Origin of the sequence: Kitasatospora sp. GP30 (genome assembly GCF_029892145.1) — a bacterium.
GTDB classification, from domain to species: domain Bacteria; phylum Actinomycetota; class Actinomycetes; order Streptomycetales; family Streptomycetaceae; genus Kitasatospora; species Kitasatospora acidiphila.
The window spans coordinates 66,076-77,518 of sequence record NZ_JARZAH010000038.1; the positions used below are offsets into that span (position 1 = coordinate 66,076).

The following is an 11,443-nucleotide window of genomic DNA, read 5'->3' on the forward strand; positions in this document are numbered from 1 at the left end:
GCATTCGCCCACGCGCGCCTTCCAACAATGAGCTCGCTCCGCTCACTCATGCGCCCACCTCGCAGAACCCGGCAGGGGCATCCGCCCACGCCCGCCTTCCAACAATGAGCTCGCTCCGCTCACTCATGCGCCCACCTCGCAGAACCCGGCAGGGGCATCCGCCCACGCCCGCCTTCCAACGATGAGCTCGCTCCGCTCACTCATGCTCGCGCTCCTCTCGACGTCACATGACTCATGCGCCGCCTCCGATCAGTGAGAGGAACGCGTCCTCCAGGCGGCGGTGCGGTCCGGCCCGTTCCACCGGCACGTCCAGCCGGACCAGCTCGGCGATCAGCTCGGTGGCCGTCATGCCGTTCAGCCGGACCAGCAGGCCGTGCTCGACCGCCTCCACCTCGGCGATGCCGGGCAGCGCCTCCACCTTGCTGGCGGCGACCAGCAGCCGTTCCGGCCCGTAGCTCGCCGGGGTGCCGACCAGCAGCAGTTCGCCGCCGCCGACGATCTCGCCGACCTCTCCGGCGGTGACCAGCCGGCCGCGGTCCATCACCACCAGGTGGGTGCAGCTCTGCTCGACCTCGGCCAGCAGGTGGCTGGAGACGATGACGGTGCGTCCGCCGGCCGCGTAGCGGATCATCACCTCGCGCATCTCGCGGATCTGCGGCGGGTCGAGCCCGTTGGTCGGCTCGTCGAGGATCAGCAACTCGGGCAGGCCCAGCATGGCCTGGGCGATGGCCAGGCGCTGGCGCATGCCCTGCGAGTAGGTGCGCACCGCGCGGTTCAGGGCCTCACCGAGGTCGGCGATCTCCAGCGCCTCGTCCAGGTGGGCGTCGGCGGCGGGGCGGCCGGTGCTGCGCCAGTAGAGCTCCAGGTTGGCCCGCCCGGTGAGGTGCGGCAGGAAGCCGGCGCCCTCGACGAACGCGCCGACCCGGGAGAGCACCGGGCTGCCGGGCCGCACGGCGTGGCCGAACACCCGGATCTCGCCCTCGTCGGGGCGGATCAGGCCCATCAGCATCCGCAGCGTGGTGGTCTTGCCGGCGCCGTTGGGTCCGAGCAGGCCGAGCACCTGGCCGCGCCGCACGGTGAACGAGAGGTCCCGCACCGCGTACCGGTCCTGGGCACCCTTGTAGCGCTTGCTCAGCCCGGTGATCTCCAGCGGCACGTCGGCCAGCAGCGGGTCGGGCTGCGGCAGCGCGCGGCGGCGCCGGGCGGTGAGCAGCAGGACGGCGCCGACGGCCAGCGCGGCCAGCGGCAGCGCCCAGGTGCGGGTGGGCAGTGCGGTGGGCTCGGGGGTCAGGGCGGCGTCGGTGGGCACGGTGATCGGGCCGGCCGCCGCCACCTGGTAGGTGGCCGGGTCGCTGGGCGAGGCGTAGGCCAGGTCGGTGCTGGAGAGGGTGAGCCGCAGCCGGTGGCCGGCCGGGAAGGAGTAGTCGACGGCCGGCAGCCGGACGGTGACGGTGCGGCCGCCCGGGGTGTCGGCGCCGGTGACCCGCAGCGGGGCGGCGAGTTGCTGGGGCAGCGTGGTCTTGCCGTCCGGGGCGAGGTCGTAGAGCTTGGCGAAGAGCACCGCGTCGGGCCGGTCGGCGTGCACGGTGACGTCGACGGTGGGGGCGCCGGTGAGCTGGAGCGATCCGTCCAGCGGCGCGGAGTCGAAGGAGGCGGACTGCCCCGGGAAGTCCAGGGAGAGGCTCACGCCCAGCTGGGAGGCCTGGCTGAGGGCGCCGAGGCCGGGCACGGTGGAGATCGCCGGGGGCGCGCCGCCGGGCGGGTTGGCGATGGTCTGCGGAGCGCCGGTCAGCTGGACGGTGCGCCGGGCGGTGCCGGTCAGGCCCGGGTAGCTGCTGCCGTCGGCGCCGCGCAGCACGGCCTGGAAGCCGGTGGAGTCGACGCCTCCGGTGCGGGTGACGCGGAAGGCCGGGCCGGTGCCGGTCGACTGGTGCTTGAGGTAGTGGTCGAACCAGCTGGTCACCCGGGCGGTCACCCGGTCGCTGGTCTCCAGGCCGCCGTCGTGGCCGCCGGCGAACCAGTCCACCGAGACCGGCGCGCCGTTGGCGGCGATCGCCTTGGCCATCTGGTCGCCCTGGTCGAGCGGGAAGAGCGAGTCCTCCTGGCCCTGGACCACCAGGGTCGGCACCTTGATCTTGGACGCGTACGCGGACGGGCTGGACTTCTCCAGCAGGGCGACGGCGGCCGGGTCGGGTCGACCGCTGCTGGCCACCCGGTTGTACATGGCGCAGAGCTCGGGGGTGAACCGCCCGCAGCCGACCGGACCGCTCTGGACGCTCACCGGCTTGTTGTTGCCCGAGCTGATGATGTCGCCGGAGGAGCCGGTGGTGAAGAAGATGCCGGCCCAGAGCTTCTTGAACACGCCGTCGGCCGGGCTGCTGCCCTGCACGCTCTGCGGGAAGAGCGCCTGCGGCAGGTCCCACCAGGTGATCTGGGGCGCGATGGCGTCGATCCGCGGGTCGGCGGCGGCCGCCAGCAGCGCTATCGCGCCGCCGTAGGAGGCGCCGGTGATCCCGACCCGCGGGTCACCGGGGCCGTCCAGCTGGACCTCGGGCCGGGTCGCCAGCCAGTCGACCAGGTGCTTGACGTCCTGCACCTCGCCGTCCTGCGCGTTGAGCCCGATCTGCCCGGTGGACCTGCCGAAGCCGCGGGCCGACCAGGTGAGCACCGCGTAGCCGGACCGGGCCAGGGTGCGGGCCTCGCCGGCCTCGTCCGCCTTGCTGCCGCCGAAGCCGTGGGCGAGCAGGATCGCGGGGCGCGGGCTGCTGCCGGTGGTGAAGAAGGAGGTGTCGATGCGGACCTGGTCGCTGCTGCCGGGGCCCTCGGGCATCGAGAGGAACTGGTCCTGCTCGTGCACGGTCGCCTGGCCGCTCGCCACCGCGGTGACGGTTCCGAGCCCGATCAGCGCGACCAGGGCGAGTCCGGCCGCCAGCACCCGACGGCGGGTCGGCTTGAAACGTCCGCGCAGGCTCATGGAAGCCGATCCTATGTGCGGTAACTGAAGATCTGCTGAAGAGCGTTCAAGACCCTGACGTACTATGGCTGGTCGATTTCGGCGGTTTGTCCGGATCGGCGCGTATCGTGTGGCTGTGCTCTGGCCGCTCGTCACGCTGCTCGCCATCGCCGCCGTCACCCTGCTGACCGGCTGGCTGGTGGACCGGGCACTGCAGCGGCTCAGTGCCCGGCATCCGAGCGAGACGGTCTGGGCGCCGCTGCGGCGCTGCCGGGTGCCGATTCAGCTGGTAGTGGCGACCGGGCTGCTGCTGGGCCTCGGCTGGGTGGTCCATCCGGGCAGGGACCTGCGGCACGTGATGCTGCTGGCGCTGATCGCGTCCATCGGCTGGCTGGTCGTGCGGATCGACGCGGCGGTGCTGACCGCCGCGCTGGCCCGCTACGAAACGGTGGTCGACGATCCGGCACGGCTGCAGCGGGTCCGCACCCAGCTGAGCATCCTGCGCCGGGTGCTGAGCGCGCTGATCGCCGTGGTCACCGTCGCCGTGATGCTGCTGACCTTCGGCACCATGCGTGCGATCGGCACCAGCCTGCTGGCCTCCGCCGGCATCATCGGCATCGTGGCCGGTATCGCGGCGCAGAACACCCTGGGCAACTTCTTCGCCGGGCTGCAGATCGCGTTCGGCGACACCGTGCGCATCGGCGACACGGTGGTGGTGGACGGCCAGCAGGGCATCGTGGAGGAGATCACCCTGGTCTGCCTGGTGGTGCGGCTCTGGGACGACCGGCGGCTGGTGGTCCCGGTCTCGTACTTCGTCGCCCGGCCGTTCGAGAACTGGACCAGGCGGGATCCGGCGCTGCTCGCCTCGGTGCTGCTGCACCTGGACCACACCGTGCCGGTGCCCGAGCTGCGGATGCGGCTGCGCGAGGTGCTGGCCGCCAGCCCGCACTGGGACGGCCGGGACTCGGCCCTGGTGGTGTTCGACTCCACCCCGAGCACCGTGCTGCTGCGGGCCACCATGACGGCCGCCGACCCGGCGGCCGCCTTCGCGCTGCGCTGCACGGTGCGGGAGGAGCTGATCGCCTTCCTGCGGGACCGGCACCCGCATGCGCTGCCCCGGGTGCGGACCGGCGACTGACGGGGTGTCAGTCCCGCTGCTCGTGCAGTATGTGGTCGACGCAGACCGCGAGTACCAGCAGCATGGTGGTGTCCGCCGGCTCCATCACGTCCACCGCGTAGGTGTCGCGCAGGCTGAACCAGCGCCGGGAGACGTGCGCCAGCGTGGTGCCGCGGTGCTGGATGTCGAACTCGCGGTCCCACAGATTGCCGTTGATCCGCAGCTTCCGCCCGTCCCGCAGCTTGACCACGAAGCGGTCGCCGAACAGCCGGAAGAACCGCCGGCTGATCTTGCCGAGCCGCTCCCCGTCGTGCTTGATCAGGATGGTGTGGTGCCAGGTCATCGCCTTGCGCACGATGGTGGCGGCGGTCTGGCCCCAGGGGTCGACGAACGCGAAGGTGGTGCGCAGCCGCAACAGCTTCCGGTCGACCTTGAACACCTTCTCGCGGTGCTCGGTCTCTATCCACGCCTCTTCGTGGAAGGCGAACATGCGGTCGCGCACCAGATAGCGCACGGCTCCCCCTTGTGACGAACTACCAGCGACTCAGAGCGTCTTCACCATGGTGCGGTGCGGGATCCCGGCGTCGTCGTAGACCGGGCCCTGGGCACGATAGCCGAGCCGCTCGTAGAAGCCCATCGCCACCACCTGGGCGTGCAGCTCGCACTCCTTGGCGCCGAGCGCCCGGCCGGCCTCCTCGACGGCGCCGACCAGCGCCGCGCCGAGCCCGGTGCCGCGGGCCACCGCCAGCACGGCGAGCCGGCCGAGCAGCACCCGGTCGGCGATCCCGGTGAGTGCCAGGGCCTGCTCGCCGCTGATCAGCCGGGCGGTGCCGAGCGGCGCGCCGCCGGCGTCGCGTGCCAGCAGGTGCACGGAGGTGGCGTCCAGCTCGTCGTACTCCAGCTCCGCCGGGATGCCCTGCTCCTCGACGAAGACCGCCCGGCGCACCTCGAAGGCGGCGTCCAGCGCGGCCTGGTCGCCGGCCGTGCCGATCACCGCCGCCATCAGCTCTCCCCGGCGATCACGTCGAGGGCGTGCTGCAGATCGGCCGGGTAGGGGCTGGAGAACTCCACCCACTCGCCGTCGGCCGGGTGCTCGAAGCCCAGCGAGACCGCGTGCAGCCACTGCCGGGTGATCCCCAGCCGCTTGGCCAGCACCGGGTCGGCGCCGTAGGTGAGGTCGCCGACGCAGGGGTGGCGCAGTGCCTGCATGTGCACCCGGATCTGGTGGGTGCGGCCGGTCTCCAGCTTGACGGCGAGCAGCGAGGCGGCCCGGTAGGCCTCGATCAGGTCGTAGTGGGTGACCGAGGGCTTGCCGTCCCGGGTGACCGCCCACTTCCAGTCGGAGCTGGGGTGCCGGCCGATCGGGGCGTCCACGGTGCCGCTCAGCGGGTCGGGGTGGCCCTGGACCAGGGTGTGGTAGCGCTTGTCGGTGATCCGGTCGTGGAACTGGCGCTTGAGGTCGCTGTAGGCGCGCTCGGACTTGGCGACCACCATCAGGCCGGAGGTGCCGACGTCGAGGCGGTGCACGATGCCCTGGCGCTCGGCGGCGCCGGAGGTGGAGATCCGGTAGCCGGCGGCGGCCAGGTGGCCGATCACGGTCGGGCCGGTCCAGCCCGGGCTGGGGTGGGCGGCCACCCCGACCGGCTTGTCGACCAGCACGATGTCCTGGTCGTCATGGACGATCCGCATGCCCTCGACGAACTCGGGGACGATCTGCACCGGGGCGGCAGGGGCCGGGATCTCGACCTCCAGCCAGGCGCCGGCCGTCACCCGGTCGGACTTTCCGGCCTGCGATCCGTCGATCCGGACCTTGCCGTCGGCGGCCAGCTCGGCGGCCTTGGTCCGCGAGAAGCCGAACATCCGGGCCAGGGCGGCGTCGACACGCTCGCCCTCCAGGCCGTCCGGAACAGGGAGGGAGCGGGTCTGCGCTGCGGTACTCACCCGTACGAGTATGCCGTAACGGCTGCTCTCAGTTGGCCTGGTCGTCCTCGGCCGGCTCGGCCGGGGCCTCGGAGCCCTTGGCCTCGTTGGTCTGCTCGGCCGCCGGGGCGGCGGTGCGGTGGGTGCTGCCGTCGGGGTTGCTGCCGCGGAACGAGAGCAGCACCACCAGGATGCCGCCGCAGACGATGGCCGAATCGGCCAGGTTGAAGACGGCGAAGTGCTGCACCGAAATGAAGTCGACGACATGGCCGCGGAAGGTGGCCGGGGCCCGGAAGATCCGGTCGGTCAGGTTGCCCAGCGCGCCGCCGAGCAGCAGGCCGAGCGCGATCGCCCAGGGCAGGCTGTAGAGCCGGCGGGAGATCCGCCAGATCACCACGATCACCGCGGCGGCGATCACCGTGAAGACCACCGTCATGGTCTGGCCCATGCCGAAGGCCGCACCGGCGTTGCGGATCACCTGGAGGGTGACCACGTCGCCGATCACCTGGATCGGCGAGTGGCCCTCCAGCTTGGCGACGACCAGCAGCTTGCTGCCCAGGTCGAGCAGGTAGGCGAGCAGCGCCACCGAGAAGAGCAGGGTGAGCCGGCGGCGGCGCACCATCGCCCGCAGCTCGGCCGGCTCGGTGACGGGGCTGGCGCCCGCGAGCTGGGACTCCTCGTCCCGCGTCTGGGGGGAACCTGGGGTAGTGATGATCCGCTCCGCTGCCGAGAAATGGGGCCGACGTTACGGGGTCGAGCATACGGCTCGTGGACCGCCCGTCGGCCCGACCCCGGTCAACACCCTTGTAACGAGTGTCAGCGGCGTTCCTGCTTGGCCTTGCAGCTGACGCAGAGGGTGGCCCGCGGGAAGGCCTGCAGCCGGGCCTTGCCGATCGGCTGCCCGCACGACTCGCAGGAGCCGAACTCGCCGCCCTCCAGCCGGGCCAGCGCGCGCTCGCTCTGGTCGAGCATGTCGCGGGCGTTGTTGGCCAGCGACAGCTCGCTCTCCCGGTTGATGTTCTTGGTGCCGGCGTCGACCTGGTCGTCGCCCGCACCGTCGTTGGAGTCGCGCATCAGGCCGGTGAGCGCCGCCTCGGCGGCCTCGATCTCGGCCTTGAGGCGCCGCACGTCGTCGTTGAGCTCCTCGTGCACCTCGGCGACCTCGGCCGCGGTCCACGGGTCCTCGCCCGGGCGGACCGGCAGCTCGGCCGGGTCGACCGACTCTGCGGTGAACCCGGTGGCCGCCCGGGCACCGCTGCCCGAGGGGACGTGGTTGCGACTGGCGGCCGTCCGGCCGGTGGTGGTGCTGGTCTTCCGCCGTGTCGTCGTGGTCACGGAACCCTCCCCTTGGTCGCCTGCCATGGCCTTCCGGATCCGCCTGGTAGCGGTACCCGCGCCCGTTGCCTTCTCAGCCATGGCTCGACCCCATCTACGAATGACTCCGGCCGACGGTTCCCGTCGGCCTCCGGTCCCGGAACGATAATCCTGATCGAATCCGGTCACAACGGGACATACCGGCGCCACCCCGCGATCCCACTCGGGCAGCGGTTTACACCTCGGTCCCAGGGCAGCGACAAGGTTGTGCCCAGAACATCACCGGTTAACCGCCCTGCTCAGCGGGGCCGGGCCCGGTTGGCCGAATTCGGTTGCCCGCTCCCTATAGACTGGGCCGGCAAGGCGCAGATGGGACGAGTACCGACGTACGCAGCCAGGAGCGACCCGGGGATGGTGCGAGCCCGGGGGTGTGCGCGGCGGGAAGATCACCCCGGAGCCGCCGGAAGAACGGCCGCCTCGGCCTACTAGACCCGGTAGCAAGACCCAAGGAGTGGGCCGTCGGCAGGACCGCGGCGGCCAAGGAGGGTGGTACCGCGGGACGCCAGTCGTCTCGTCCCTCCGTCGGAATGCCCGTCCACGCATCCGTCGGAGGCGCAGTGACCAGCTACAACCCCGTCCCCGCCCAGGTCGACCTGCCCGCACTCGAACACGGCATCCTCAGCTTCTGGCGCGACCAGAAGGTCTTCCAGCGCAGCCTGGAGCAGTCCGAGGGCCGCCCCGAGTGGGTCTTCTACGAGGGCCCGCCGACCGCCAACGGCATGCCGGGCGCCCACCACATCGAGGCCCGCGTCTTCAAGGACGTGTTCCCGCGCTACCGGACCATGAAGGGCTACCACGTGGCCCGCAAGGCCGGCTGGGACTGCCACGGCCTGCCGGTCGAGCTGGCGGTGGAGAAGGAGCTGGGCTTCTCCGGCAAGCCGGACATCGAGAAGTACGGCATCGCCGAGTTCAACGCCAAGTGCCGCGAGTCGGTGACCCGGCACACCGACGAGTTCACCAAGCTCACCGAGCGGATGGGCTACTGGGTCGACCTCGACGAGGCGTACCGGACCATGGACCCGTCCTACATCCAGTCGGTCTGGTGGTCGCTCAAGCAGATCTTCGACAAGGGCCTGCTGGTCCAGGACCACCGCGTGGCGCCCTGGTGCCCGCGCTGCGGCACCGGCCTGTCCGACCACGAGCTGGCCCAGGGCTACGAGACCGTGGTCGACCCCTCGGTCTTCGTGAAGTTCCCGCTGACCAGCGGCCCGCTGGCCGGCCAGGCGTCACTGCTGGTGTGGACCACCACCCCGTGGACGCTGGTCTCCAACACCGCCGCCGCCGTGCACCCGGAGGTGACCTACGTGGTCGCCACCGACGGCACCGAGCGCCTGGTGGTCGCCGAGCAACTGGTGGGCAAGGCGCTGGGCGAGGGCTGGGAGCCCACCGGCGAGTCGTTCACCGGCGCCGAGATGGAGCGCTGGGCCTACCAGCGGCCGTTCGACCTCGTCGCCATTCCTCCAGTTGAGGGGGGCGAGGACGCGCACTTCGTCCTCAACGCCGACTACGTGACCACCGAGGACGGCACCGGCATCGTCCACCAGGCCCCGGCCTTCGGTGCCGACGACCTCGCGACCTGCCGCAAGTACGGCCTGCCAGTGGTCAACCCGGTCGAGGCCGACGGCACCTTCGCCGCCGAGGTGCCGCTGGTCGGCGGGCAGTTCTTCAAGAAGGCCGACGAGGCGCTGGTCGCCGACCTCAAGGCCCGCGACCTGCTGTTCCGCCACCTCCCGTACGAGCACAGCTACCCGCACTGCTGGCGCTGCCACACCGCGCTGCTCTACTACGCGCAGCCGTCCTGGTACATCCGGACCACCGCCGTCAAGGACGCGATGATCCGCGAGAACGAGGCCACCAACTGGTACCCGGAGACGGTCAAGCACGGCCGCTTCGGCGACTGGCTCAACAACAACATCGACTGGGCGCTCTCCCGCAACCGCTACTGGGGCACCCCGCTGCCGATCTGGCGCTGCGAGGAGGGCCACCTCACCTGCGTCGGATCGCTGACCGAGCTGAGCGAGCTGACCGGCACCGACCAGAGCGACCTCGACCCGCACCGCCCGTTCATCGACGCGGTCACCTTCGCCTGCCGCGAGTGCTCCGGCACCGCCGTCCGGGTGCCCGAGGTGATCGACGCCTGGTACGACTCGGGCTCGATGCCGTTCGCGCAGTACGGCTACCCGCACCAGAACAAGGAGCTGTTCGAAAGCCGTTATCCGGCCCAGTTCATCTCCGAGGCGATCGACCAGACCCGCGGCTGGTTCTACACCCTGATGGCGGTCGGCACCCTGGTGTTCGACAAGTCGTCCTACGAGAACGTGGTCTGCCTGGGCCACATCCTCGCCGAGGACGGCCGCAAGATGTCCAAGCACCTGGGCAACACCCTGGATCCGATCCCGCTGATGGACCAGCACGGCGCCGACGCGGTGCGCTGGTTCATGGCGGCCGGCGGCTCGCCTTGGTCGGCCCGCCGGGTCGGCCACGGCACCATCCAGGAGGTGGTCCGCAAGACGCTGCTGACCTTCTGGAACACCGTCGCCTTCCAGGCGCTGTACGCGCGGACCGCCGGCTGGGCGCCGAGCGCGACCGACCCTGCCCCGGCCGACCGCCCGCAGCTGGACCGCTGGGTGCTCTCCGAGCTGAACCAGCTGGTCAAGGACGTCGACGTGGCGCTGGCCGACTACGACACCCAGCGGGCCGGCAAGCTGCTCTCCGGTTTCGTCGACGACCTGTCCAACTGGTACGTCCGCCGCGGCCGCCGCCGCTTCTGGCAGGGCGACGCCGCCGCGCTCGCCACCCTGCACGAGGCGCTGGAGACGGTCACCCGGCTGATGGCGCCGCTCACGCCGTTCATCACCGAGCGGGTCTGGCAGGACCTGGTGGTGCCGGTCACCCCGGACGCCCCGGTCTCGGTGCACCTGTCCAGCTGGCCGGAGGCGGACCAGGAGCTGATCGACGCGGACCTCTCCCGGCACATGGCGCTGGTCCGCCGCCTGGTCGAGCTCGGCCGGGCGACCCGCGCCGAGTCCGGGGTGAAGACCCGTCAGCCGCTGTCCCGCGCGCTGATCGCCGCCCAGGGCTGGGAGGAGCTGCCGGCCGACCTGCGGGCGCAGATCGCCGAGGAGCTCAACGTCTCGGTGCTGGAGTCGCTGGCAGCGGTGGGCGGTTCGCTGGTGGACACCACCGCCAAGGCGAACTTCCGGGCACTGGGCAAGCGGTTCGGCAAGGGCGTGCAGGAGGTGGCGAAGGCGGTGGCCGCCGCGGACGCCGCCGTGCTGGCCGCCGAGCTGCGCGCCGCGGGCGAGACCTCGGTGCTGCTGAACGACGAGCGGATCACCCTCTCCCCCGATGAGGTGATCATCACCGAGACTCCGCGCGAGGGTTGGGCGGTCGCCAACGAGTCCGGCGCCACCGTCGCCCTCGACCTGGCGATCACCCCCGAGCTCAAGCGCCTCGGCATCGCCCGCGACGCGATCCGGCAGATCCAGGAGGCCCGCAAGAACTCCGGCCTCGACGTCGCCGACCGGATCGTGCTGCGCTGGCAGTCCGCGGCCGAGGAGACGGTCGCCGCCATCACCGAGCACGGCCCGCTGGTCGCCGAGGAGGTGCTGGCCGTGGACTTCGCCGACGGCACCGCCGACTGGGAGTCGGACACCTTCGCGGACGAGGGCCTGGAGCTGACCTTCCAGTTGCGCAAGGCGTAGCACCGCACCGCACCGGCTGAGGGCCGGGGCCGCGCGCAAGGGCGCGGCCCCGGCCCTCAGCCGTCGGCACCTCGGAGCACGGAAGCACGGACGAGGGCGCCCCCACCGCATCGGCGGGTTCTATCGATCCCCGCAACACCCTGGAGTTCAGGGAGTTGCGGGGATCGTGGATTTCGAAGCGCTGAAGGCGAGGTTCTTCGAGGCACTGGACCGGGAGGAGGACGGCAGCATCACAGCCGCCGCTCGTGCAGTGGGAGTGAACCGCAACACGGCGTTCGGGTGGGCCCGTCAGGCCGGTGTCCGTGGCCGTGGCAAGCCCAGCGGGCCCGGGCATCCGGGACGAGCGGAGTACGAGCGGCTTCGTGCGGCCGGGGT

The 11,443-nt window shown here is 71.6% G+C and carries 8 protein-coding genes and 1 pseudogene; 3 read left to right on the plus strand and 6 right to left on the minus strand.

The genetic code is table 11. From position 1 onward, the window contains the following. Positions 1-232 precede the first annotated feature (232 nt). On the minus strand, positions 233-2,974 hold the full coding sequence (locus P3T35_RS33225; protein WP_101379917.1) for an alpha/beta fold hydrolase: 2,742 nt from the start codon (positions 2,972-2,974) through the stop codon (positions 233-235). A gap of 115 nt (positions 2,975-3,089) precedes the next feature. On the opposite strand from P3T35_RS33225, the gene P3T35_RS33230 reads away from it, so the two are divergent. After that, on the plus strand, positions 3,090-4,091 hold the full coding sequence (locus P3T35_RS33230) for a mechanosensitive ion channel domain-containing protein (RefSeq protein ID WP_280708902.1): 1,002 nt from the start codon (positions 3,090-3,092) through the stop codon (positions 4,089-4,091). A 7-nt stretch (positions 4,092-4,098) separates the two neighbouring features. On the opposite strand, the gene P3T35_RS33235 is transcribed toward P3T35_RS33230, so the two are convergent. From P3T35_RS33235 to P3T35_RS33255, 5 genes are all read right to left on the minus strand, one after another. Then, complete coding sequence (locus tag P3T35_RS33235; protein ID WP_101379919.1) at positions 4,099-4,584, minus strand: LURP-one-related family protein; 486 nt, start codon at positions 4,582-4,584, stop codon at positions 4,099-4,101. Positions 4,585-4,614: 30 nt separating this feature from the next. Further along, a complete protein-coding gene (locus P3T35_RS33240; protein WP_101379920.1) occupies positions 4,615-5,073 on the minus strand; it encodes a GNAT family N-acetyltransferase in 459 nt (152 codons plus the stop codon). After that, the gene (locus P3T35_RS33245; protein WP_101379921.1) at positions 5,073-6,011 is read right to left on the minus strand and encodes an RluA family pseudouridine synthase; all 939 of its coding nucleotides are present in this window, start codon (positions 6,009-6,011) and stop codon (positions 5,073-5,075) included. Before P3T35_RS33245 ends, P3T35_RS33240 begins: the two co-directional genes overlap by 1 nt. Positions 6,012-6,039: 28 nt before the next feature. Continuing rightward, positions 6,040-6,612: a signal peptidase II gene (lspA, locus tag P3T35_RS33250; RefSeq protein ID WP_218976666.1), complete on the minus strand. Its 573-nt coding sequence runs from the start codon at positions 6,610-6,612 to the stop codon at positions 6,040-6,042. Between the two features lie 194 nt (positions 6,613-6,806). Then, positions 6,807-7,325: a TraR/DksA family transcriptional regulator gene (locus tag P3T35_RS33255; RefSeq protein ID WP_280708906.1), complete on the minus strand. Its 519-nt coding sequence runs from the start codon at positions 7,323-7,325 to the stop codon at positions 6,807-6,809. A gap of 596 nt (positions 7,326-7,921) precedes the next feature. Between P3T35_RS33255 and ileS the strand changes: the two genes are divergently transcribed. Beyond that, positions 7,922-11,068 (plus strand): isoleucine--tRNA ligase, encoded by a 3,147-nt coding sequence (gene ileS / locus P3T35_RS33260; protein ID WP_280708907.1) that lies wholly within the window; start codon positions 7,922-7,924, stop codon positions 11,066-11,068. 166 nt (positions 11,069-11,234) lie between these two features. Next, positions 11,235-11,443: pseudogene (locus tag P3T35_RS33265) on the plus strand (IS30 family transposase); the annotation flags it as partial.

What these genes read in the sequence shown, in the direction of transcription:
- P3T35_RS33225 (WP_101379917.1), bottom strand. Translation starts at nt 2,974, where the DNA reads ATGAGCCTGCGCGGACGTTTCAAGCCGACCCGCCGTCGGGTGCTGGCG.
- P3T35_RS33240 (WP_101379920.1), bottom strand. Translation starts at nt 5,073, where the DNA reads ATGGCGGCGGTGATCGGCACGGCCGGCGACCAGGCCGCGCTGGACGCC.
- lspA (WP_218976666.1), bottom strand. Translation starts at nt 6,612, where the DNA reads ATGGTGCGCCGCCGCCGGCTCACCCTGCTCTTCTCGGTGGCGCTGCTC.